This window comes from Microbacterium hibisci, from assembly GCF_015278255.1.
Taxonomy (GTDB): domain Bacteria; phylum Actinomycetota; class Actinomycetes; order Actinomycetales; family Microbacteriaceae; genus Microbacterium; species Microbacterium hibisci.
On sequence record NZ_JADIJC010000001.1, the window covers coordinates 366,020 to 388,202 of the forward strand.

The following is a 22,183-nucleotide window of genomic DNA, read 5'->3' on the forward strand; positions in this document are numbered from 1 at the left end:
TGCCGCCAGTCTAGCGGTCAGGCGGTCGGATCCTCGCCACGCGACAGGTCGTCCCAGTCGTCGATGGCGCGGGATCCGGCGGCGTCGTGGGGGCGCGCGCCGGCCGGCGCCGCGGTGCGCGCGGTGTCGTCAGTGCGGTAGCGGCGCCCGGTGCGCGACCATCCGTGCGCGGTCGCGAGCACGAAGACGCCTGCGAGGATGAGCACCGCCCACGCGGCCGAGGTCACCGCCGGCCAGGGGGTCGCGGTGATCGACGCGACGAGCGCGGACACCGACGCCTCGCCGGCGATGCCGGTCGATTCCGTCACGACGGCGGCGACGGCCGAGACCGGCTGCTGGAGCACCACGAGCGCCGTGAGCCAGGTCAGCACGCCGCCGATGAGCAGCGCCAGCGCTCCGAAGACGTACCGCAGCGCGAGCCCGACGATCGACAGCGCGGCGCCGAGGGCGAGCACGGCGAGGCTGAGCGGGGCCAGCACCGGCACCGCCGACGCGCCCGGCACCTCGAGCGCGTGGTGCGCGCCGTCGGTGAGCACCACCGTGAGCCACGTCTGCGTCGACGAGATCACGCCGATCGCGCCGCAGAGGACGATCGCCGCGACCGAGAGCAGGCGTGCCCGGCGCTTCACGCGACGGGCTCCGGCCCTCGTGCCGCTCCGAGGTCGCGGCCGTCGAAGCAGGTGCGCGTGCCGGTGTGGCACGCGGCGCCGACCTGCTCGACCTCGACGAGGATCGTGTCGCCGTCGCAGTCCAGGCTCGCCGAGCGGACGAGCTGGATGTGCCCCGACATGTCGCCCTTGCGCCAGTACTCCTGCCGGGAGCGCGACCAGAAGGTGACGCGTCCCTCGGTGAGCGTGCGACGGAGGGCCTCGGCATCCATCCATCCGAGCATGAGCACCTCGCGGGTGTCCCACTGCTGGATGATCGCCGCGACCAGCCCGTCGCCGTTGAAGGTCACGCGGGCGATGCGCTCGTCGACCGTCCCGCTCATGACGCCACCTCTCGCACGGCGATCCCCTCCGAGGCCATCGCGGATTTCACGTCGCCGACGGTCAGCTGCCCGGAGTGGAAGACGGATGCCGCGAGCACGGCGTCGGCGCCTGCGGCGATCGCCGGCGCGAAGTCGGCCGCCTGGCCGGCGCCGCCCGAGGCGATGACGGGCACGCTCGACAGCTCGCGCATCAGCGACACGAGCTCGAGGTCGAAGCCCTGCTTGGTGCCGTCGGCGTCGATCGAGTTGACGAGCAGCTCGCCGGCGCCGCGATCGATCGCCTCCCGCGCCCAGGCGAGGGCGTCGAGGCTCGTCTCGGTGCGCCCGCCATGGGTCGTGACGACGAATCCGGACTCGGTCGCCTCGGAGCGCTTGACGTCCAGCGAGAGCACCAGCACCTGCGCGCCGAAGCGGTCGGCGATCTCGTCGAGGAGTGGCGGCCGTGCGATCGCGGCGGAGTTGACGCCGATCTTGTCGGCCCCCACCGAGAGCAGCCGGGCCACGTCGTCGGCGGAGCGCACTCCCCCGCCGACCGTGAGCGGGATGAAGACTTCTTCGGCCGTGCGGCGGACGACGTCATAGGTGGTCGAGCGCTCGTCGACGGTCGCCGTCACGTCGAGGAACGTGATCTCGTCGGCGCCCTGGCGGAAGTACTCGCGCGCGAGCTCGACGGGATCGCCCATGTCGCGCAGGTTCTGGAAGTTGACTCCCTTGACGACGCGGCCGGCGGCGACGTCGAGGCACGGGATGACTCGGCAGACCAGGCTCATGACACCGCTCCGCCCCTCACAGCCGCGCGTTGTGGATGGCCGTCACGAGGATCGCGCGGGCGCCGATCCCGTACAGCGCGTCCATCACCTGGTTGACGCCCTTGCGGGCGACCATGACCCGCACGGCGACCCATGCGGGGTCGCGCAGCGGCGAGATCGTCGGCGACTCGATGCCGGGGGCGATCTTCACGGCGTCGTCGACCAGGTCGGCCGGCAGGTCGTAGTCGACCATCACGTAGCGCCGCGCGACCATCACGCCGCGCAGGCGCCGCAGCAGGGTGTCGGTGCCCTCCGCCTGGGTGGGCGACGTGATCAGCACGGCCTCGGACTGCAGCAGCACCGGGCCGAAGATCTCGAGGCCGGCCTGGCGCAGGGTGGTGCCGGTCGAGACGACGTCGGCGACGGCATCCGCCACTCCCAGCCGCACCGCCGACTCGACGGCGCCGTCGAGCGGCACCAGGTCGACCGCCACGCCGTGCTCGTCGAGGAAGGCGTCGACGAGGCCGGGGTAGGCCGTCGCGACGCGGGCGCCCTCGAGGTCCTCGACGGTGTCGAAGCGGCCCGGAGGGCCCGCGAATCGGAAGGTGGAGTCGCCGAAGCCGAGCGCCTCGATCTCACGCGCGCCGGGCATGCGGGCGTCCAGCAGCAGGTCGCGGCCCGTGATGCCGACGTCCAGCGCGCCGGAGCCGACGTAGGTCGCGATGTCTTTGGGGCGCAGATAGAAGAACTCGACCTCGTTCTGGGGGTCGATGACGTGCAGGTCCTTGGGGTCGCGACGACCGATGTAACCCGCCTCGTGGAGCATCTCGGAGGCGGTCTCGGCGAGCGAGCCCTTGTTCGGCACGGCGATTCGCAGCATGGCAGCGGAGCTTTCGGGTTCGAGGACGGAAGGGGACGCGGGCTCAGAGATGTCGGTAGACATCTTCGAGGCTCAGCCCCTTCGCGAGCATCAGCACCTGCAGGTGGTACAGCAGCTGCGAGATCTCCTCGGCTGCGGCATCCGTCGACTCGTACTCGGCCGCCATCCAGACCTCGGCGGCCTCCTCCACGATCTTCTTGCCGATCGCGTGGACGCCCGCGTCCAGCTGTGCGACGGTTCCCGATCCCTCGGGGCGCTCGGCCGCTTTCGCGGCGAGCTCGGCGTACAGCGTGTCGAACGTCTTCACCATGCCAGGTTACCGTCCGGACGGGATGCCGCGCCGCCGCGTGACGCCGTGCTCAGTGCGCGTGGTGCTCCGCCGCGGTCGCGCGCAGACCCGCGATGGCGTTCGACGGGTCGCCGGCGCCGAAGACGGCGGATCCCGCGACGAACGTGTCGGCGCCGGCCTCGGCGGCCTGAGCGATGGTCGATTCGGCGATCCCGCCGTCGACCTGGAGCCACACGTCGGAGCCGCGCCGCCGTGCTTCGTCGGCGAGGCGCCGGAGCTTGGGCATGGTCTCGGGCATGAACGACTGTCCGCCGAAGCCCGGCTCCACGGTCATGACGAGGATCTGGTCGAAGTCGTCGAGAAGATCGAACAGTCCCTCGACAGGCGTCGCCGGCTTCACCGCGACCCCCGCGCGTGCGCCGATCCCGCGCAGCCGACGAGCGAGAGCGACCGGCTCCTTTGCGGCTTCGAGGTGGAAGGTGACGGAGGCCGCTCCGAGTTCGGCATAGCCGGGTGCCCAGCGGTCAGGATTCGTGATCATCAGGTGCACGTCGAGCGGGACGGGGCTCGTCGCCTGGATGCGCTCGACCATCTGCGGCCCGAACGTCAGATTGGGCACGAAATGGTTGTCCATGACGTCGACGTGGACGAAGTCCGCCGTCGCGATCCGCGAGAGCTCGACCTGCATGTTGACGAAGTCGGCGGCGAGGATGCTGGGGTTGATGCGGATGCCGACGTCGCGGCCGTTCTCGTCGATCGGGGGCACGGCTCCATTATGGTCGAGCCGTGGATCCGATCACGGCGCTGCTGCATGACGTTCTCGAAGATATCCGGCCTCACGACGACGGCGCCCCGGCGGGCTACATCCCGGAGCTCGCCGCCGCCGACCCGGAGCGGCTGGCGCTGGCGGTAGTGGGTCCCCGCGGCCGTGTGCGGGCCGTCGGCGACGTCACCCACGAGTTCACCATCCAGTCGATCTCGAAGCCCTTCGTCCTCGCCCTGGCCCTCGCGCATCGCGGACGCGACGCCGTGCTGCGCAAGGTCGGCGTCGAGCCGAGCGGCGAGCCGTTCAACGCCATCAGCCTCGAGCCCCGCACCGGGCGCCCCGCCAATCCGATGGTCAACGCCGGCGCGATCGCGACGTCGGCGCTGATCCCCGGCGACGCCGTCGACGAACGCACCGCGCACATCGTCGACGGGCTCTCCGCCTTCGCCGGGCGGTCGCTGTGGGTGGACGAGCAGGTGTACGCGTCGGAGTCGGCGACGGGTGACCGCAACCGCGCGCTGGCACATCTGCTGCGCTCGTACGACGTGGTCGACGGGTCCGTGGAGACGGCGGTGGAGACCTACTTCCGCCAGTGCTCCCTGCTCGTGACCGTGCGCGACCTCGCCGTCATGTCGGCCACGCTCGCCTTCGGCGGCCTGAACCCGGTGACCGGCGACCGGGTCGTCGAGGAGGCCGTCGCGCGCGATGTGCTGTCGATCATGACGAGCTGCGGCATGTACGACTACTCCGGGGAGTGGCTGCTGCGCGTCGGCCTTCCCGCGAAGAGCGGCGTCAGCGGCGGACTGCTCGCCGTCGCCCCGTCGCAGTTCGGCGTCGCGGCCTTCAGCCCGCGGCTCGACGAGCACGGCAACTCGGTGCGCGGCATCGCCCTGCTCGAGACGCTCGGAGAGCGGTTCGGCATGCATCTGCTCGAGCCGCACGAGAGCGTGGCCGTCCCCGCCTTCACCGTCGAAGACACCGATCGCGGGCGCGTCCTGCGGCTGTCGGGCGAGCTGGGCCTGGCCGGCACGGAGCGGGTCGTCGCGGTGCTGCGCGAGGTCGCCGAGGCGCTCCCGGAGGGGACCGAGGTGACGGTGGATGCGCGCGACCTCGGGCGCACCCACGCGGCGGCGCTGATCGCGCTGCGGACGGAATTCGACCAGATGCCGCAAGGAATCCGGCTGCGCGAGTGAGGGCGTGACCCGGGGCTGCTCGAACGCGGGACGGACGACTGCTCCCCTAGGCTCTGAGGGACCGATCCAGAGGAGCAGACGCCATCGTGAGCAACCCCGACGACACCCCCGTGCCCCCCGCGCCGCCGGTGCCGCCTGAGCAGCACACCACCCCGCCCCTTCCCGGCGGGCCTGACCCGGCGGTCCAACCCGCCGACACGCAGCAGCCCGTGGCGCCGGCCCGTCAGCCCGTGGAGCAGCCTCAGCCCGTCGGGCAGCCGCAGCAGCCCGCTGCGCAGCCTCAACCGGCCACCGCGGCTCCCGGCCAGCCGTACGCCGGCGAGCCGTATGCGGGTCAGCCCCACGCGGCGTCGGCGCAGCCCGGCCAGGGCCCGCAGTACCCTGTCGGTCAGCAGTACCCGCCGCAGGGGCAGCAGTACCCGGCGCCGACGCAGACCTACCCCGGTCAGCCGCAGCCCGGGGCGGGCCACCCCGGTCAGCCCCAGCCCGGGACGGGCTACCCCGGCCAGCCGTATGGCACGCCCGGGACGGGCTACCCCGGCCAGCCGTATGGCACGCCCGGGGCGAGCTACCCCGGCCAGCCCTACGGCACGCCCGGAGCGTCCGGTCCGCAGCCCCCGCGCAAGGGACTCGGCAAAGGCGCGATCATCGGGATCATCGCCGGCGGTGTCGGACTGCTCGTCGTGCTCGTCATCGTGATCGCGTTGACCCTGGCCCCCGGCGCGGGCGGTTCGCCCGCCGCCGGCGGCGCGGCAGGAGGAAGCCCGTCCGACGCGGTCACGGTCTATCTGGAGGCGCTGGCCGACTCCGACGCCGAGAGCGCGCTGGCACAGCTCGCCGACCGGCCGCGCGACGAGTCCCTGCTGACCGACGAGATGCTCACGGCCTCCAACGAGCTTGCGCCGATGGCCGACATCTCCGTCGAGGACGTCGACTCGGACTCGTATGCGACGGTGCCCGCGACCTACGCGCTGGGAGACGTCTCCGTGTCGACGGAGTTCTCGGTCAGCCTCGACGAGGACGGCGCCTGGAAGATCGGCACCGGCGTCAACGAGCTGTCGCTCGGCACCTACTTCTCAGGCATGGACCTCACGCTCAACGGCATCCCGGTCGACGGCGAGCAGGTCACCGTCTTCCCGGGCACCTACGAATTCGCGACCACCACCGAGTATTTCGAGATCACGGGGTCGCCGATCGTCACGGTGGAGGACGAATACCGCACCCCTGACTTCACCGAGACGACCGCCACGCTCGACGCCGACGGACTCGCGGTGTTCCAGCAGACGATCAACGACGCGGTCGCCGCGTGCCTCGCCTCGAAGAACCTCTCCGCCGGCTGTGGGCTCGATCTGCCCGCGACGCTGGACGACGGCACCGTGCTGACCGAGGGCACGATCACGCGGGTTCCTCGCGCCGAGACGCAGGCCGAACTCGCGAACCTCCAGCCCACCGACGCGTACTCCGACAGCCCGCTGCAGGTGCGCAGCCAGTCCATCGGCAGCATCGAGACCACCGCCGAGTGCCAGAAGGACGGCGCGAGCGGCACCTGCACGCTGTTCTTCGGCCCGGCTCTCGGGCCGGCGCTGGTCGACTTCGGACAGGATCCGGTCGCGGTGCTCTGGGACTGACGAAGACGCGGACGACGAGGGGTGCGCACTGCCGGTGCGCACCCCTCGTTCGCGTGCAGGCTCGCGTGCGCGCCCCAGGGAGGTCTTGCCGGTCAGACGCGCCGCAGCAGCGACACCGACATCGCGTCGGTGTTGTGGCGATGCGGCCACAGCTGTGCACGACCGCTGCCATCGGCCTGCGCGGGCAGGCCGGGGTCGGCATCCGCCAACGCGGTGATGACGTCACGAGCCGACAGCTCCTCGATCGCGCCATCCCACTCGCGCCGGATGTCGGCCACCACGCCCGAGGTCTCGGCGAGGTGCGGCGAGCACGTCACGTACGCCACCACACCGCCCGGTCTGAGTGCCGAGATCGCGGCGTCGAGCAACTCGCGCTGAAGCTCGGTGAGCGCCGGCACGTCGCTGGGCGCCTTGCGCCAGCGCGCTTCCGGACGGCGGCGGAGCGCACCGAGTCCGGTGCACGGCGCGTCGACGAGGATGCGGTCGTACGTGCCGGGTGCCTCCTGGGCACGGACGCGGCCGTCCTCCTCCGAGACAGGGACGTCGAGCGGCACGCCTTCGAGCGCCTGCCGCACGAGTCCCGCGCGCGCCGGCGAGATCTCATTCGCCTCGAGTGACGCGCCGTGCGCGAGCGCTTCCGCCGCGAGCACGGCGGTCTTGCCGCCCGGCCCGGCGCACAGATCGAGCCACCGCTCCCCCGGCGTGACGGGCACCGCGCGCGTCAGCGCGAGCGCGGCGAGCTGCGAGCCTTCGTCCTGCACGCGGATGCGGCCGCCCGACCCGCGCACGAGCCCGTCGGGGTCGCCCCCGCCCAGCCGGAACCCGATGGGCGAGAAGGGCGTGCGCCGCGCATCCTCCGGCACCTCGGCGAGCTCGGGAAGGGCCGCCATGGTGACGCGCGGAGAGGCGTTGTCGGCCGTCAGCAGGGCTTCCAGCTCGTCGGCGCGCCCTTCGGCCGCCAGGGCGCGGCGGAACGCCCGCACGACCCACACCGGATGCGAGAACAGCAGACCGAGCTGCTCGTCGTCCGAGCGGGCGCTGGTCGCCACGTGGGTCATCCAGTCGCCGGGGGTGTCGCGCGAGACGCGGCGCAGCACCGCGTTGGCGAACCCGGCCGCGCCGCGCCCGCCCGCGGCGCGGGCGAGCTCGACCGACTCGTTGACAGCGGCGTGCGAGGCGACGCGCGTCGAGAGCAGCTGGTGCACGCCGAGCCGCAGGGCGTCGAGCACCGCAGGGTCGATGTCGGCGACGGGGCGGTCGGCGGCGATCCCGATGACCGCGTCATAGGTGCCCTGGCGGCGCAGCGTGCCGTACGTCAGTTCCGTCGCGAGCGCCGCGTCGGCCGTCGACAGAGCCGCCCGGGCGATCGCCGTCGGCAGCAGCAGGTTCGCGTAGGCGTCGGACTCGTGGACCGCCCGCAGCGTGTCGTAGGCGACGCGCCGCGCCGCGACCGTGCGGCTCATGAGCCCGCCACCGGAGTCGTCTCGCGCAGGCCCCGCCACCAGTCCGCGGCGCGCATGGCTCCCTTGCCGGCGGGCTGCACCCGCTCGAGCACGATCGCGGTCGACGCGGTGCCGGCGACGACGTGCTTTCCGTGCAGCGCGAGCGTCCCTGGGGCGAGCCGCGGTGCATCGTCGGGTGCGGGCGCGACAACGAGCACCTTGAAACGCGCGCCGTCGATCGTGGTGTGCGCGCCGGGCTCGGGCGTCACGCCGCGGATGCGGCCGAGCACCGCGGCCACGGGCTCGTCCCACCGGATGCGTCCGTCGTCGTCCCCGAGCTTGGCGGCGTAGGTGGGCTCGCCCTGCTGCGGGTGCGCGAGCGCGGAGCCCGTGCCGATGCCGTCGACGACCTCCGCGAGAAGCTCAGCGCCGTCGTCGGCCAGTGACGACAGCAGATCGCCGGCGGTGGCATCGCGCGGCACGTCGATCGCGAGCTCGGCGAACACGTCGCCGGCATCGAGCTCGGGAACCAGCTGGAACACGCTCGCGCCCGTCCGTGCGTCGCCGGCGATGAGCGCGTGCTGCACCGGCGCCGCGCCCCGCCAGCGCGGCAGCAGCGAGAAGTGCAGATTGATCCAGCCGTGCGCGGGCGTCGAGAGCAGCGGTTCGCGCACGAGCCCTCCGTAGGCCACGATCACGCCGAGGTCCGGCTCGAGGGCCGCGATCTCGGCGGTGACGCCGGCGTCCAGCCGGTCGGCGCGGATGACCGGGAGCCCGAGCTCCTCGGCCGCCACCGCCACCGGCGACGGCGTCAGCACCCGCTTGCGGCCGAGGGGCGCGTCGCGGCGGGTGACGACCGCGACGATGTCGTGAGCGGATGCCGCGAGCCGGCGCAGCGACGGCACAGCCGGCGCCGGGGTGCCGGCGAAGACGAGACGCATGACGGTCCTGGAAGTCGAGGGTCAGAGGTCGAGGTCGGGCACGTCGACCCGGACCTTCAGTGTATGGGCGGCGCCGGGCGTGCGACCCTTCACCGGGCGGCGGCCCTTCATCGCGTGACTCACCACCGAGGCGCGCAGGCTCTCGGTCACGCGCGCTCCGAGGGCGTACTCGAAGCGCACGAGGGCTCGCACGGTCTCGTCACGCGCGAGCGGACCGAGCACCGCCTCGGCGTCGAGCTCGGGCACCGCACGCCGGAGCTCGGCCAGCGCGGTGTCGACCGCGCGACGGGGTCCGTCGACGGAGGCGACGCGCACCGTGGGCGGCATGCGCAGCGGCGCCCGGTCCGCGAGCTCGGCGCGGGCGTACGAGGCCTGCGTCCAGGTCGCGAGGGCGCGGGCGATCTCGCCGCCCACGCCGACGAGATGCACGGGCGCTCCGGGAGCGGCGAGGGCGGCGGCGTTCGACCACCACCGCAGGCACGATTCGCCGATTCGCAGCTCGTCGGCCATGAGCATGCGGTCGCCGTCGAGCAGGATCACCGCCCGATACCCGCCGACGGCGGGCGGTTCGGCGCCCCGCGTGGCGACGACCAGCGCCGGCCGGTCCTCGACCTGGGCGACCGGGTGGTCGCCGTCGGCGACGATCACCCGCGTGCCGGGAAACGCGCGGCCGAGTTCGTCGGCGGTCCGCTCACTGCCCGATGACGCCATCCGCAGCAGCGTCGACGAGCACTCGGAGCACGCCCACGCGTGCGCCGCGCGGCCGCACCACGAGCATGTCGGGACAGCCCCCTGCCGGGCAGCGTGGAGCGGGCCGCCGCAGTGGGCGCACCGGGCGGGGTGCCGGCAGGATGCGCAGACGAGCACCGGCGCGTAGCCGGGGCGTGCGACCTGCACCAGGACCGGGCCCTGGGTGAGCGCCTCGCGGGCGGCTGCGAACGCCGACGACGGAACGCGCGCGGCGCGCGACTCGCCCTCGCGCGTGGCGGTCAGCACCACGCGCGGAGTCACCCGGCGGGCCGCCGGCAGCTCCCGCACCCATCCGATCGCGACGAGGCGCTCCACGTCGGTCGTCCGGGTGTGGCCGGCGAACACGAGCGCTCCGCCGTGGAGCTCCTGCCGAAGGAGCGCGGCGTCGCGTGCGTGCACCCCCGGACTGAGCGGCTCGGCGAGCAGCGGATCGCCGTCGTCCCACAGTGCGACCATGCCGAGATCGGCGACAGGGGCGTAGACGGCGGACCGGTTGCCGATGACGACGCACGGCGCGTCCGAGAGGGTGCGCAGGAACGCCGCGTAGCGGACGGGGCCGCTCTGTTTGGCGTCGTCGCGCACCAGCGCCTCCGCGGGGATGCGCGACTGCAGCGCGGCCTCCAGCTGCGCGCGGTCGCGGTGGTCCGGCACGGCGATGATCGCACTGCGTCCGTGGGCGAGCACGCGGGTCGCGGCGGCGGCCAGGAGCACGGCCCAGGCTCCCACCGGCGTTCCGTCGTCGAGGCGGGCGGGGAGCGGCGGCGCGTCCACGGCAACCCTCTCGCCCGCTTCGAGGGCGGTCGCGAGACCCGGAAACGCCGCGAGCACCTCGTCCGCCCAGCCGGTGGCGGTCTCATCGACGGCGGGGAGCGGCGGCGGACCCGCCGCCAGCCAGGCCTTCTCGGCCCGCACCATCCGCTTCGGGATCGCCAGTCGCAGGATGTCGCCCGCCGAGCCCGCCGCCCGATCGGCCGCCTTCCGCGCGAGCGAATACAGCGCGGGCGTCAGCACCGGCACCGGAGACACCACTGCGTCGAGCTGAGAGAGAGGGCGGTCCGAGGCATCCGGCTCCCCCACCTCGACGAGGAGGCCGTCGACGACCCGGCCCGCGCTGCGCAGCGGCACGCGGACGCGCACGCCCGGTCGGGCGTCGTCGGCGAGCTCTGCGGGGATCTCGTAGTCGAACAGGCGGTCGAGCTGCGGCAGCGGCGAGTCCAGGAGCACGCGCGCGACCCGGCGGGGGCGGCGGACGCCCACGCCGAGCCCGTGCTCGTCGTCGTGCACCGCGGTCACGCGGCCGGCGTCAGAGCCCGGCTGCCGCGCGCAGGTCGTCGGCGCGGTCGGTGCGCTCCCACGTGAAGTCCGGCAGCTCACGGCCGAAGTGGCCGTACGCCGCGGTCTGCGCGTAGATCGGGCGCAGCAGGTCGAGCTGGTCGATGATCGCCTTGGGACGCAGATCGAACACTTCGAGGATCGCCCTGGTGATGGCGTCGTCCGACACCCGGCCGGTGCCGAAGGTCTCGACGTAGAGGCCGACGGGCTTGGCCTTGCCGATGGCGTAGGCGACCTGCACCTCGAGGCGCTCGGCCAGGCCCGCGGCCACCGCGTTCTTGGCGACCCAGCGCATGGCGTACGCGGCCGAGCGGTCGACCTTCGACGGGTCCTTGCCGCTGAACGCGCCGCCGCCGTGGCGGGACGCGCCGCCGTAGGTGTCGATGATGATCTTGCGGCCGGTGAGTCCCGCGTCGCCCTTCGGGCCGCCCGTGACGAACGGCCCCGCCGGGTTGATGTAGAACTTCACGTCGGGAAGCTCCAGTCCGGTCGACTCGAGCACCGGGTCGATGACCTCGGCTCGCACGGCGGCGCGCAGCGCCTTCTGCGAGATGTCGGGCTGATGCTGCGTCGACAGCACGACGGACTCGACGGTCTTCGGCGTCGCGCCGTCGTAGCCCAGGGTCACCTGGGTCTTGCCGTCCGGACGCAGGAACGGCAGCGCGCCCGATCGTCGAACCTCTGCGAGCCGCTCCGCCATGCGGTGGGCCGTCCACGCGGCCATCGGCATCAGCTGCGGCGTCTCGGTGGTCGCGTAGCCGAACATGATGCCCTGATCGCCGGCGCCCTGCAGGTCGTGGGGATCTTCCGAGCCGTCCTCACGGCGCTCGAACGCCTTGTCGACGCCCGCCGCGATGTCGGAGGACTGGGCGCCGATCGAGACGCTCACGCCGCAGGAGTCGCCGTCGAAGCCGGTCTCACTCGACGTGTAGCCGATGCGGTTGACGACGCCGCGCACGATCGCGGGGATCTCGACATATGCGGAGGTGGAGACCTCGCCCGCCACGTGCACCAGGCCCGTGGTCACCAGCGTCTCGACGGCGACGCGTCCGTTCGGGTCGGCGTCCAGGATCGCATCGAGGATGGAGTCCGAGATCTGGTCGCAGATCTTGTCGGGGTGGCCCTCGGTGACGGATTCGGACGTGAACAGCCGCAGGTCGGTCATCGGTACTCCAGTTGTCAGTACGTGGGCTCGGGTCGTCAGCGCGCACCGCGTGCCCAGGGGGCGGACACCAGTATGCCCCCGGAGACGGACATCACCGTCTTCGGGGGCACACAGGTCGTAACGCGATTACTCCGCGCGGCGCAGGCGCAGCTTGTCTTCGTGGATCTCGTGCATCGCGATCGTGAGGGGCTTGTCCTCGACGGTCGAGTCGACCAGCGGGCCGACGTTGTCGAACAGGTTGCCCTCGTGCAGGTCGGAGTAGTAGTCGTTGATCTGACGGGCGCGCTTGGCCGCGTAGATCACCAGCTGATACTTCGAGTCGACCTTCTCGAGCAGGCTGTCGATGGGGGGCTCGATGATGCCCTGGTTCGTTCCGGCCATGGCGAAACCTCCTGGATCGGATGTCGGAGTGGGAGTCTGCGGAGCCTCGGAGTGCCGAGGCATCCCGCCATTCTACGGGAAAGGCGCAGGTCAGTGCGCGAGGCGGGCGACTTCGTCGGCGGCGCGGGCCACATCGTCGTTCACGACGCGGTAATCGAACTCCGCCTGCGAGGCCAGCTCGGTCTTCGCCGTGCGCAGCCGCCGGGCCCGCTCGGCCGCGTCTTCGGTGCCCCGGCCCACCAGGCGCTGGACGAGCTCGTCCCAGCTCGGCGGCAGCAGGAACACGAGCGTCGCCGAGGGGTCGGCGTCCCGCACCTGGCGCGCACCCTGCAGATCGATCTCGAGCAGCACCGTGCGGCCCGCGGACAGCGCCTTCTCGATCGGCGCGCGCGGCGTGCCGTACCGGTGGGCGTTGTGCACGGTCGCGTGCTCGAGGAGCTCGCCGTCGGCGATCATGCGATCGAACTCGGCGTCGTCGACGAAGAAGTAGTGCTCGCCGTCGACCTCGCCCGGCCGCGGCGCGCGCGTCGTGGCCGAGACCGACAGCAGGATCTCGGGATGGTGCTCCTTGATGTGGCCCGCCACCGTGCCCTTGCCGACCGCCGTGGGACCGGCGAGCACGACGAGGCGGCTGCGGCCGCCCCGCGGCTCCAACTCGGGCCAGCGGGCGTCGAGGAACCGCCGGAGGTCTTCGCGCTGGCGTGAGCCGAGGCCGCCGAGCCGTTTCACCGGCGAGATCTCGAGGTCGTGCAGGATGCGGTCCCGCTTGCCCTCGCCGATCGCGGGGATCGCCGTCAGGAACTCCGGCACGCGCATCGCGCCGGCGGGCGACGTCGGATCCGCGAGCGCGCGACGGAGGAGTTCCTGCGGCGTGATCACGCGCATGGAGACGTCCTTCTTGAGGGCGGCGCGCTCACGGCGGGCGGCGACGGCGCGGCGCGAGGCTGCGACGCGATCGACCTCGGGAGGCCGCCCGTGCGCGGCGGAGTCGGAGGGAGCGCCGTCCAAAGGGGTGCGCGAATCGGGCATGTCAATCACCACGGTAGAGAAGGGCGCGCTCGGATATGCGCGCGGCGAGCCGGTCGGGTCCGGCAGCCAGGATGCTGCGGCTCTCCGACGCTATCACCGCTTCCTGGAGGTCGCCGAAGCGCGCACCGAGCTCTCGCGGTTCCGCACCCTGATGACCGAACCCCGGGCCCAGGATCGGCGCGATCGGCGAGAACGGCCGGAGACCGGCATCCGTCCAGTCCACCGTGGCTCCGATGACGAGGCCGAAGCTCCCCCACTGCCCCTCGGGCGTGGAGCGGGCGTTGCGGGCCGAGACCTCGCGCATGATGTCGGCCGAGACCGTGACGCCGTCCGCGTGCCGCGAGCGCTGCAGCGGGAGCGCCTCGGGGTTGCTCGTGGCGGCGAGGACGAACAGGCCCTTGCCGTGGCGCCCGGCGAGTTCGAACGTGCCGTCGAGCGCGCCGACGCCCAGGAAGGGGCTCACCGTGAGCGCGTCCGCCTCGAGCGGCGACCCCGGTGTGAGCCACGCCTCGGCGTACGCGTCCATCGTGGTGCCGATGTCGCCGCGCTTGGCGTCGGCGATCACGAGCAGTCCGGTCTCCCGGGCCGCGGCCAGGACGTCCTCGAGTGCGGCGAAGCCCGCCGACCCGTAGCGCTCGAAGAACGACACCTGCGGCTTCACGACGGCGACCAGACCCGCGGCGGCCTCGACGGTGCGCAGCCCGAACTCCCGCACACCGGCGGCGGAGGCATCCAGCCCCCACTCGGCGAGCAGGTGGACGTGCGGGTCGATGCCGACGCACAGCTGTCCGCGCGCCGCCATCGCGGCGCGGACCCGCTCGCCGAACGAGGTCATGCAGCGCCCTCCCGGTCGAGTGCGTACTCCTGCAGGCTCTTGACGTCGAAGCCCTCGCGCAGCACCGGCAGTGCGCTCACCGCGGCGCCGAGGACGGCCATCGTGGTGAAGAGCGCCTTGTCGCCGGCGACGGCCGCGGCCCGGATCTCGTAGCCGTCCGCGCGGGCGGCGCCGCCGGACGGGGTGTTCACGACGATGTCGATCTCGCCGGCGTTGATCAGGTCGACGATGTTGGTGCCGCCGGACTCGTGCGTCTCGGAGTACTTGCTCACCACGCGGACGTCGATGCCGTTGCGCGCGAGGATCTCGGCGGTCCCCTCGGTGGCGACCAGGTCGAACCCGAGCTCCTGCAGGCGGTGCGCGGGCAGGATCACCGCGCGCTTGTCGCTGTCGGCCACCGAGATGAAGACGGTGCCCGACTGCGGCATGCCCCCGTACGCGGCCTCCTGCGACTTCGCGAAGGCCGTCGGGAAGTCGCGGTCGATCCCCATCACCTCGCCGGTCGAGCGCATCTCGGGGCCGAGCACCGAGTCGACCGTCTGGCCGTCGGCGGTGCGGAAGCGCTTGAAGGGCAGCACGGCCTCCTTGACGGCGACGGGCGCGTCCAGGGGCACGCGCGAGCCGTCCTGCTGAGGCAGCAGGCCCTCCGCCTTGAGCTCGGCGATCGTGGTGCCCGCCATGATGCGCGACGCGGCCTTGGCGAGCGGGATGCCGAGCGCCTTGGATACGAACGGCACCGTGCGGCTCGCACGCGGGTTCGCCTCGATGACGTAGAGCACTCCGGCCGAGATCGCGAACTGCACGTTGAGGAGGCCGCGCACGCCGACGCCCTCGGCGATGGCGTGCGTCGCGGTGCGGACGCGGTCGATGTCGGTGCGGCCGAGGCTCACCGGCGGCAGGGTGCACGACGAGTCGCCGGAGTGGATGCCCGCCTCCTCGAGGTGCTCCATGACGCCGCCGATGTAGAGCTCGTCGCCGTCGTAGAGCGCGTCCACGTCGAGCTCGATCGCGTCGTCGAGGAAGCGGTCGACCAGGAGCGGGAGACCGGGGCCGATGATCGCCTCACCCGCGACGCGGACGAAGTAGTCGCGCAGCGCCTCGGTCGAGTACACGATCTCCATGCCGCGGCCGCCGAGCACGAAGCTCGGGCGCACCAGCACCGGGTAGCCGATCTCTTCGGCGACCGCGACGGCGCCGTCGACGTCGATCGCGGTGCCGTTGCGCGGAGCGACCAGGCCGGCGTCGTCGAGCAGGCGCGAGAACAGCTCGCGCTCCTCGGCGAGGTCGATCGCGGCGGGCTTGGTGCCCAGGATCGTGTAGCCGGCCTCTTCGATGCCCTTCGCGAGTCCGAGCGGCGTCTGTCCGCCGAGCTGGCAGATGACGCCGAGGATCTCGCCGGACTGCGACTCGGCGTGCAGCACCTCGAGCACGTCCTCGAGCGTGAGCGGCTCGAAGTACAGGCGGTCGGAGGTGTCGTAGTCGGTCGACACGGTCTCGGGGTTGCAGTTGACCATGACCGTCTCGTAGCCGGCGTCCGCGAGGGCGAACGACGCGTGCACGCACGAGTAGTCGAACTCGACGCCCTGCCCGATGCGGTTGGGCCCCGAGCCGATGATCACGACCTTGGTGCGCTCCGAGGGCGTCACCTCGGTCTCGAAGTCGTAGCTGGAGTAGTGGTACGGCGTGAGGGCCGGGAACTCCCCCGCGCACGTGTCGACCGTCTTGTAGACGGGGCGAAGGCCGAGACTGTGACGGATGCCGCGCACCTGCGTCTCGCTGTCGCCGCGCAGCTGCGCGATCTGGGCGTCGCTGAAGCCGTGCTCCTTCGCGATGCGCAGGGTCGCGGCATCCAGCTCCGCCGCCTGGCGCACGAACTCTGCGACCTCGTTGATGAGCACGATCTGGTCGAGGAACCAGGGATCGATCTTGGTCGCCTCGAACGCCTGCTCGACCGTGGCGCCCTTGCGGAGCGCCTGCTGCAGCACGACGATGCGGCCGTCGGTCGGCGTCTGCGCGATCTCGAGCAGCTCCTCGACCGAGCGCTGCTCGTCGCCCCAGTGGAAGCTCGAACCGCGCTTCTCGAGCGAGCGGAGCGCCTTCTGCAGTGCCGTCGCGTAGTTGCGGCCGATGGCCATCGCCTCGCCGACGGACTTCATGGTCGTCGTGAGCGTCGTGTCGGCGGCCGGGAACTTCTCGAAGTTGAAGCGCGGCACCTTGACGACGATGTAGTCGAGGGTCGGCTCGAAGCTCGCCGGCGTCACCTTCGTGATGTCGTTGGGGATCTCGTCGAGGCGGTAGCCGATCGCGAGCTTCGCGGCGATCTTGGCGATCGGGAAGCCGGTCGCCTTCGAGGCGAGCGCCGACGAGCGCGACACCCGGGGGTTCATCTCGATGACGATGATGCGCCCGTTGGTCGGGTCGACGGCGAACTGGATGTTGCAGCCGCCGGTGTCGACGCCCACCGCGCGGATGATGTCGATGCCGATGTCGCGGAGCTTCTGGTACTCGCGGTCGGTGAGCGTGAGCGCCGGGGCGACGGTGATGGAGTCGCCGGTGTGCACGCCGACCGGGTCGACGTTCTCGATCGAGCAGACGACGACCGTGTTGTCGGCGGTGTCGCGCATGAGCTCGAGCTCGTACTCCTTCCACCCGAGGATCGACTCCTCGAGCAGCACCTCGTTGGTCGGCGAGTCGTGCAGGCCCGCGCCTCCGATGCGGCGGAGGTCCTCCTCGTTGTACGCGAAGCCCGACCCGAGACCGCCCATCGTGAACGACGGGCGCACGACGAGCGGGTAGCCGAGCTTCTCGGCACCGGCGAGCAGGTCGTCCATCGAGTGGCAGATGACCGACTGGGCCACGTCTGCGCCGGCCTCGAGCACGAGCTCCTTGAAGATCTGGCGGTCCTCGCCCTTGCGGATGGCGTCGACCTTGGCGCCGATAAGCTCGACGTCGTACTTCTCGAGGATGCCGCGGTCGTGCAGCGCCATGGCCGCGTTGAGCGCGGTCTGACCGCCGAGGGTCGGCAGGATCGCGTCGGGCTTCTCCTTGGCGATGATCGTCTCGATCACCTCGGGGGTGATCGGCTCGATGTACGTCGCGTCGGCGAAGTCGGGGTCGGTCATGATCGTGGCCGGGTTCGAGTTCACGAGGATGACGCGCACGCCCTCCTCGCGGAGCACGCGGCAGGCCTGCGTGCCCGAGTAGTCGAACTCGCACGCCTGGCCTATGACGATCGGGCCGGACCCGATGACGAGGACGGAGCGGATGTCGTCGCGCTTAGGCATTCTTCTTGGTCTCCAGGGTCGCGACGACCAGGTCGCGGAAGCGGTCGAACAGGTAGTTGGCGTCGTGGGGGCCGGCGGCGGCCTCGGGGTGGTACTGCACCGAGAACGCGGGGATGTCGAGCGCGCGCAGACCCTCGACCACCTGGTCGTTGAGCCCGACGTGACTGACCTCGATGCGGCCGTAGCCGTGGGGGCTGTCGAACTCGCCCTCGACAGGCGCGTCGACCGCGAAGCCGTGGTTGTGCGCGGTGATCTCGACGCGGCCGGTCGCCTTGTCGAGCACCGGCTGGTTGATGCCGCGATGGCCGAAGGGCAGCTTGTAGGTGCCGAGGCCGAGCGCCCGGCCCAGCAGCTGGTTGCCGAAGCAGATGCCGAAGAACGGCAGGCCGTCGTCCAGGACGCCGCGCAGCAGGTCGACGTGGTCGCCCGAGGCCGCGGGGTCGCCGGGACCGTTGGAGTAGAACACCGCGACGGGGTCGATCGCCCGGATCTCGTCGATCGTCACGTCCTGCGGCAGGACGTGGACGTCGAAGCCGCGCGCGGCGAGGTTGTCGACGGTCGCCTGCTTGACACCGAGGTCGAGCACCGCGAGGTTGCCGATGCGCTCGCCCGTCGCGGCGGTGACCTCGGCCGCTGCCACCGACACCTGGGCCGACAGGTTCTGGCCGGCCATCTGGGGCGCCTCGCGCACCAGGCGGAGCTGCTCCTCGGGTGCGATGGCGGCGGCCTCGCCCGAGAAGATGGCGCCGCGCATCGAGCCCGCCGAGCGGATGTGGCGCGTGACCGCGCGGGTGTCGATGCCGCTGATGCCCACGACGCCGTCGCTCACGAGCGCGTCGTCGAGCGACTCGTCGGCGCGCCAGTTGGACACGACGCGAGAGGGGTCGCGGACGATGTAGCCCGACACCCAGATGCGACGGGACTCGGGGTCTTCGTCGTTCATGCCGGTGTTGCCGATGTGCGGCGCGGTCTGAAGGACGATCTGGCCCGCGTACGAGGGGTCGGTGAGGGTCTCCTGGTAGCCGGTCATGCCGGTGGAGAAGACCACCTCGCCGATCGTGGTGCCGAGGGCGCCGTAGGCGCGTCCGACGTGGCGGGTGCCGTCCTCGAGCACGAGGACGGCCGGATCGGTCTGGAACAGGGAGGTCATGGGCGGGTTCCCGTCTGGGTCGGGGGAAGGATGCCGGCCACGGCGTCCGCGAGGGCGCGGGCCGAGGCATCCTGGGGTCGGAGATAGGAGTCGACGACGGTGCCGTCGTCGAGACGCCAGGCGAGGCGCACGAGGCCCTCGGGCTCGACGACGCGGTCGATCGCGACCGTCGCCTGCCCGACGTCCTGGATGCGGTCGGCCGCCAGGAACACCCGGGGCTTGCCCGTGAGGTCCAGGGCCACGCCCGCGTCGGTCACGGTGACGTCGGAGCGCGAGCGGAAGCCGAGACCGCCGATGGCGAGACGCTCCAGCGGCTCGCCGTGGCGGGTGGTCGCCACGTACAGCGTGGGGAACTCCGACAGCGTCGCCGCGCCCGCCGGGATCTCGCCGACGGGGGCCGCGAGGTCCGCATCGCGCCGGGTTCGTCGCCACCACGCCCACGCCAGCAGGGCCAGCAGGGCGACCGCGACGACCACGATCACGGCGAGAGCGCCTTCGCGCGTCATGCGCGCACTCCCGGGGTGTCGAGGAGTGCGCCGTCGGCCACTGTCACGGTGCCCTGGTGGAGCGTCCAGCGCACGTCGCCCGGCAGCTCGCGCCCGAGGTAGGGCGAGTTCACGCTCCGGCCGCGCAGGTCGCCGACGGTGAACGTCCGGCGCGGCGACGGGTCGTAGAAGGCGAGCGAGGCGGGCTGCCCCTCGGTCAGGGGGGTGCCGTGGCCGGCGAGCCGTCCGATGCGCGCGGGCTCGCGCGACATGACGCGCGCGACGTCGCCCCACGTGATGAGGCCGGTGTCGACCATCGACTGCTGCACCACGCGCAGCGCGCTCTCGAGCCCCACCATGCCGTTCGCGGCGGCGTGCCACTCGCAGGCCTTGGACTCGGCGGGATGCGGCGCGTGGTCCGTGGCGACGATGTCGATCGTGCCGTCGGCGAGGCCTTCGCGCACGGCCAGCACGTCCTCTTCGCGGCGCAGCGGCGGGTTGACCTTGAAGCGTGCGTCGTAGTCGCGCACGAGCTCGTCGGTGAGGAGCAGGTGGTGGGGGGTGACCTCCGCGGTGACGTCGACGCCCCGCTTCTTGGCCCAGCGGATGATGTCCACCGAACCCGCCGTCGAGAGGTGGCAGACGTGCAGGCGCGAGCCCACGTGCTCGGCGAGGAGGACGTCGCGCGCGATGATCGACTCCTCGGCCACGGCGGGCCAGCCGGCGAGGCCGAGCTCGGCCGAGACCGCGCCCTCGTTCATCTGCGCGCCCTCGGTGAGGCGCGGGTCCTGCGCATGCTGCGCGATGACGCCGTCGAACGCCTTCACGTACTCGAGCGCGCGCCGCATGATCAGCGGGTCCCACACGCAGAAGCCGTCGTCGCTGAACACGCGCACGCGCGCCCGCGAGTCGGCCATCGCGCCGAGCTCGGCGAGGCGCTCGCCCTTCTGCCCGACGGTGACGGCGCCGATGGGCTGCACGGTGACGAAGCCGGCGGCCTCCCCCAGCGCGAGCTCCTGCTCGACGACGCCCGCCGTGTCGGCGACCGGCGAGGTGTTGGGCATGGCGAAGACGGCGGTGTAGCCGCCGGCCGCGGCGGCACGGGATCCGGTGAGGATCGTCTCGGATGCCTCGTACCCGGGCTCGCGCAGGTGCGTGTGCAGGTCGACCAGGCCGGGCAGCAGCACGAGACCGTCGACGTCGACGACGGTGGCGCCGGCGCGGCTGAGACCCGGGCCGATCTCTGCGATGACGCCGTCCGCGACGACGACGTCGGCCCCGACGGTGCCCTCGACGAGGGCTCCGCGGAAGAGAAGGGTTTCGCTCATCGGGTGTTCTCCTTCTCCGTGCCGTCGGCGGCGTCGTTCGCGGACAGGGTGTCGGCAGTGCTGCGCTCCGCACCCGCCAGCAGCAGGTACAGCGCGGCCATGCGCACCGAGACGCCGTTCGCGACCTGTTCGAGCACTGTCGAGCGGGGCGAGTCCGCGGCTTCTGCGGAGATCTCCAGCCCCCGGTTCATGGGTCCGGGGTGCATGACAATGCTATCCGCTCCGAGCTCCTGAAGACGCCGTGCGTCCAGACCCCACCGGCGCGAATACTCCCGTTCAGTGGGGAAATATGCGGCATTCATGCGCTCGAGCTGGATGCGCAGCATCATGAGGGCGTCCGGACCGGCGGAGATCGCGTCGTCGAGGTCGTAAAGCACCTCGACAGGCCAGTTAGACACGTCCTGAGGCACCAGCGTGGGCGGCGCCACGAGCGTGACGCGCGCGCCGAGCGTGTTCAGCAGCCAGACGTTGGACCGCGCGACCCGCGAGTGGAGGACGTCTCCGACGATGGTGACCTTCACGCCGTCGAGGTCCTGTCCGCGGCTGTCGTCGCCGAAGCGGCGCTTGCGGATCGTGAACGCGTCGAGCAGCGCCTGGGTGGGGTGTTCGTGCGTGCCGTCGCCGGCGTTGACGACGCCCGCGCTGATCCAGCCGCTGGTCGCCAGGGTTCGGGGGGCGCCCGAGGCTCCGTGACGGATGACGACGGCATCCGCCCCCATCGCCTGCAGCGTCTGCGCCGTGTCTTGCAGCGACTCCCCCTTGGAGACGCTGGAGCCCTTCGCGGAGAAGTTGATCACGTCGGCCGACAGGCGCTTCGCGGCGGCTTCGAACGAGATGCGCGTGCGCGTGGAGTCCTCGAAGAACAGGTTGACGACCGTCTTGCCTCGGAGCGTCGGAAGCTTCTTGACCTCACGGCGCTGGGTGTCGGCCATGTCCTCGGCCACGTCGAGGATGCGCAGGGCGTCCTCGCGTGCGAGGGTCTGGGTGTCGAGCAGGTGCCTCATGACCCGAACGTCACCTCCCCTCGATCGTGACGGATTCCGAGCCGTCGGTCTCGGCAAGTCGGACGTTGACGCGCTCGTCGCGCGAGCTCGGAAGGTTCTTGCCCACGAAGTCCGGGCGGATCGGCAGCTCCCGATGCCCGCGGTCGACGAGGGTGGCGAGGCGCACGGCCGCCGGGCGCCCGATGTCCTGGAGCGCGTCGAGGGCGGCGCGGATGCTGCGGCCCGAGAACAGCACGTCGTCTACGAGCACGACGACCTTGCCGTCGATGCCGCCGGCGGGGATCTGCGTCGGCTGCGGGGCGCGGGTCGGGTTGCGGTGCAGGTCGTCGCGGTACATGGTCACGTCCAGCGCCCCGACGGGGACCGCAGCCCCGCCGAACTGCTCGACGAGCGCACCGATGCGGTGGGCGAGGGTGACGCCGCGGGTGGGGATCCCCAGGAGGACGAGTCCGTCGGGGCCCTTGTTGGACTCGAGGATCTCGTGCGAGATCCGAGTCAGGGCCCGGGCGATGTCGGCCTCGTGCAGCACGGTTCGCGTGCTCATCCGCCGCTCCCTTCTCC

21 protein-coding genes are annotated in these 22,183 nt (G+C 72.1%); 2 read left to right on the plus strand and 19 right to left on the minus strand.

The genetic code is table 11. The features are described 5' to 3' along the window. Positions 1-17 precede the first annotated feature (17 nt). From IM770_RS01775 to rpe, 6 genes are read right to left on the minus strand one after another with little or no spacing between them, the layout of a single operon-like run. On the minus strand, positions 18-629 hold the full coding sequence (locus IM770_RS01775; protein ID WP_203579416.1) for a Trp biosynthesis-associated membrane protein: 612 nt from the start codon (positions 627-629) through the stop codon (positions 18-20). Further along, the gene (gene hisI, locus IM770_RS01780) at positions 626-991 is read right to left on the minus strand and encodes a phosphoribosyl-AMP cyclohydrolase (protein ID WP_203579417.1); all 366 of its coding nucleotides are present in this window, start codon (positions 989-991) and stop codon (positions 626-628) included. Before hisI ends, IM770_RS01775 begins: the two co-directional genes overlap by 4 nt. Then, positions 988-1,761, minus strand: a complete 774-nt coding sequence (gene hisF, locus IM770_RS01785) for an imidazole glycerol phosphate synthase subunit HisF (RefSeq protein ID WP_203579418.1) — start codon at positions 1,759-1,761, stop codon at positions 988-990. Before hisF ends, hisI begins: the two co-directional genes overlap by 4 nt. A gap of 16 nt (positions 1,762-1,777) precedes the next feature. After that, positions 1,778-2,620, minus strand: coding sequence for an ATP phosphoribosyltransferase (hisG, locus tag IM770_RS01790; RefSeq protein WP_203579419.1), 843 nt, complete (start codon positions 2,618-2,620; stop codon positions 1,778-1,780). A 43-nt stretch (positions 2,621-2,663) separates the two neighbouring features. Next, entirely contained in the window at positions 2,664-2,927 is a 264-nt protein-coding gene (locus tag IM770_RS01795) for a phosphoribosyl-ATP diphosphatase (protein WP_045302883.1), read from the minus strand. Positions 2,928-2,979: 52 nt separating this feature from the next. Continuing rightward, on the minus strand, positions 2,980-3,675 hold the full coding sequence (gene rpe, locus IM770_RS01800; RefSeq protein WP_203579420.1) for a ribulose-phosphate 3-epimerase: 696 nt from the start codon (positions 3,673-3,675) through the stop codon (positions 2,980-2,982). A gap of 20 nt (positions 3,676-3,695) precedes the next feature. On the opposite strand from rpe, the gene glsA reads away from it, so the two are divergent. Beyond that, entirely contained in the window at positions 3,696-4,868 is a 1,173-nt protein-coding gene (glsA, locus tag IM770_RS01805) for a glutaminase A (protein WP_203579421.1), read from the plus strand. 86 nt (positions 4,869-4,954) lie between these two features. Further along, entirely contained in the window at positions 4,955-6,496 is a 1,542-nt protein-coding gene (locus IM770_RS01810; RefSeq protein WP_203579422.1) for a hypothetical protein, read from the plus strand. Positions 6,497-6,588: 92 nt separating this feature from the next. Here IM770_RS01810 and IM770_RS01815 read toward each other — a convergent pair whose 3' ends face one another. From IM770_RS01815 to pyrR, 13 genes are all read right to left on the minus strand, one after another. Then, positions 6,589-7,959 (minus strand): RsmB/NOP family class I SAM-dependent RNA methyltransferase, encoded by a 1,371-nt coding sequence (locus IM770_RS01815; protein ID WP_203579423.1) that lies wholly within the window; start codon positions 7,957-7,959, stop codon positions 6,589-6,591. After that, positions 7,956-8,879 (minus strand): methionyl-tRNA formyltransferase, encoded by a 924-nt coding sequence (gene fmt, locus IM770_RS01820; protein ID WP_203579424.1) that lies wholly within the window; start codon positions 8,877-8,879, stop codon positions 7,956-7,958. Before fmt ends, IM770_RS01815 begins: the two co-directional genes overlap by 4 nt. 21 nt (positions 8,880-8,900) lie before the next feature. Continuing rightward, on the minus strand, positions 8,901-10,922 hold the full coding sequence (locus tag IM770_RS01825; RefSeq protein WP_307785338.1) for a primosomal protein N' family DNA-binding protein: 2,022 nt from the start codon (positions 10,920-10,922) through the stop codon (positions 8,901-8,903). A gap of 10 nt (positions 10,923-10,932) precedes the next feature. Further along, entirely contained in the window at positions 10,933-12,126 is a 1,194-nt protein-coding gene (gene metK, locus IM770_RS01830) for a methionine adenosyltransferase (RefSeq protein ID WP_203579425.1), read from the minus strand. A 126-nt stretch (positions 12,127-12,252) separates the two neighbouring features. Next, a complete protein-coding gene (rpoZ, locus tag IM770_RS01835) occupies positions 12,253-12,507 on the minus strand; it encodes a DNA-directed RNA polymerase subunit omega (protein WP_109209451.1) in 255 nt (84 codons plus the stop codon). A 90-nt stretch (positions 12,508-12,597) separates the two neighbouring features. Beyond that, the gene (gene gmk / locus IM770_RS01840) at positions 12,598-13,536 is read right to left on the minus strand and encodes a guanylate kinase (protein ID WP_203579426.1); all 939 of its coding nucleotides are present in this window, start codon (positions 13,534-13,536) and stop codon (positions 12,598-12,600) included. A 1-nt stretch (position 13,537) separates the two neighbouring features. After that, positions 13,538-14,371, minus strand: a complete 834-nt coding sequence (gene pyrF / locus IM770_RS01845; RefSeq protein WP_203579427.1) for an orotidine-5'-phosphate decarboxylase — start codon at positions 14,369-14,371, stop codon at positions 13,538-13,540. Continuing rightward, positions 14,368-17,655 carry a carbamoyl-phosphate synthase large subunit gene (carB, locus tag IM770_RS01850; RefSeq protein WP_203579428.1) on the minus strand — a complete coding sequence of 1,096 codons (3,288 nt, stop codon included), beginning with the start codon at positions 17,653-17,655 and terminating at the stop codon, positions 14,368-14,370. Before carB ends, pyrF begins: the two co-directional genes overlap by 4 nt. After that, complete coding sequence (carA, locus tag IM770_RS01855) at positions 17,648-18,805, minus strand: glutamine-hydrolyzing carbamoyl-phosphate synthase small subunit (protein WP_203579429.1); 1,158 nt, start codon at positions 18,803-18,805, stop codon at positions 17,648-17,650. Before carA ends, carB begins: the two co-directional genes overlap by 8 nt. Beyond that, positions 18,802-19,311 carry a PH-like domain-containing protein gene (locus tag IM770_RS01860; protein WP_203579430.1) on the minus strand — a complete coding sequence of 170 codons (510 nt, stop codon included), beginning with the start codon at positions 19,309-19,311 and terminating at the stop codon, positions 18,802-18,804. Before IM770_RS01860 ends, carA begins: the two co-directional genes overlap by 4 nt. Then, the gene (locus IM770_RS01865; protein ID WP_203579431.1) at positions 19,308-20,618 is read right to left on the minus strand and encodes a dihydroorotase; all 1,311 of its coding nucleotides are present in this window, start codon (positions 20,616-20,618) and stop codon (positions 19,308-19,310) included. Before IM770_RS01865 ends, IM770_RS01860 begins: the two co-directional genes overlap by 4 nt. After that, on the minus strand, positions 20,615-21,622 hold the full coding sequence (locus tag IM770_RS01870) for an aspartate carbamoyltransferase catalytic subunit (RefSeq protein ID WP_203579432.1): 1,008 nt from the start codon (positions 21,620-21,622) through the stop codon (positions 20,615-20,617). Before IM770_RS01870 ends, IM770_RS01865 begins: the two co-directional genes overlap by 4 nt. A gap of 10 nt (positions 21,623-21,632) precedes the next feature. After that, positions 21,633-22,166 (minus strand): bifunctional pyr operon transcriptional regulator/uracil phosphoribosyltransferase PyrR, encoded by a 534-nt coding sequence (pyrR, locus tag IM770_RS01875; protein ID WP_203579433.1) that lies wholly within the window; start codon positions 22,164-22,166, stop codon positions 21,633-21,635. Positions 22,167-22,183: the final 17 nt, after the last annotated feature.

What these genes read in the sequence shown, in the direction of transcription:
- carA (WP_203579429.1), bottom strand. Translation starts at nt 18,805, where the DNA reads ATGACCTCCCTGTTCCAGACCGATCCGGCCGTCCTCGTGCTCGAGGAC.
- IM770_RS01860 (WP_203579430.1), bottom strand. Translation starts at nt 19,311, where the DNA reads ATGACGCGCGAAGGCGCTCTCGCCGTGATCGTGGTCGTCGCGGTCGCC.
- fmt (WP_203579424.1), bottom strand. Translation starts at nt 8,879, where the DNA reads ATGCGTCTCGTCTTCGCCGGCACCCCGGCGCCGGCTGTGCCGTCGCTG.
- metK (WP_203579425.1), bottom strand. Translation starts at nt 12,126, where the DNA reads ATGACCGACCTGCGGCTGTTCACGTCCGAATCCGTCACCGAGGGCCAC.
- hisI (WP_203579417.1), bottom strand. Translation starts at nt 991, where the DNA reads ATGAGCGGGACGGTCGACGAGCGCATCGCCCGCGTGACCTTCAACGGC.
- hisF (WP_203579418.1), bottom strand. Translation starts at nt 1,761, where the DNA reads ATGAGCCTGGTCTGCCGAGTCATCCCGTGCCTCGACGTCGCCGCCGGC.
- IM770_RS01815 (WP_203579423.1), bottom strand. Translation starts at nt 7,959, where the DNA reads ATGAGCCGCACGGTCGCGGCGCGGCGCGTCGCCTACGACACGCTGCGG.
- carB (WP_203579428.1), bottom strand. Translation starts at nt 17,655, where the DNA reads ATGCCTAAGCGCGACGACATCCGCTCCGTCCTCGTCATCGGGTCCGGC.
- gmk (WP_203579426.1), bottom strand. Translation starts at nt 13,536, where the DNA reads ATGCCCGATTCGCGCACCCCTTTGGACGGCGCTCCCTCCGACTCCGCC.
- pyrF (WP_203579427.1), bottom strand. Translation starts at nt 14,371, where the DNA reads ATGACCTCGTTCGGCGAGCGGGTCCGCGCCGCGATGGCGGCGCGCGGA.
- IM770_RS01870 (WP_203579432.1), bottom strand. Translation starts at nt 21,622, where the DNA reads ATGAGGCACCTGCTCGACACCCAGACCCTCGCACGCGAGGACGCCCTG.
- rpoZ (WP_109209451.1), bottom strand. Translation starts at nt 12,507, where the DNA reads ATGGCCGGAACGAACCAGGGCATCATCGAGCCCCCCATCGACAGCCTG.
- hisG (WP_203579419.1), bottom strand. Translation starts at nt 2,620, where the DNA reads ATGCTGCGAATCGCCGTGCCGAACAAGGGCTCGCTCGCCGAGACCGCC.
- pyrR (WP_203579433.1), bottom strand. Translation starts at nt 22,166, where the DNA reads ATGAGCACGCGAACCGTGCTGCACGAGGCCGACATCGCCCGGGCCCTG.
- IM770_RS01865 (WP_203579431.1), bottom strand. Translation starts at nt 20,618, where the DNA reads ATGAGCGAAACCCTTCTCTTCCGCGGAGCCCTCGTCGAGGGCACCGTC.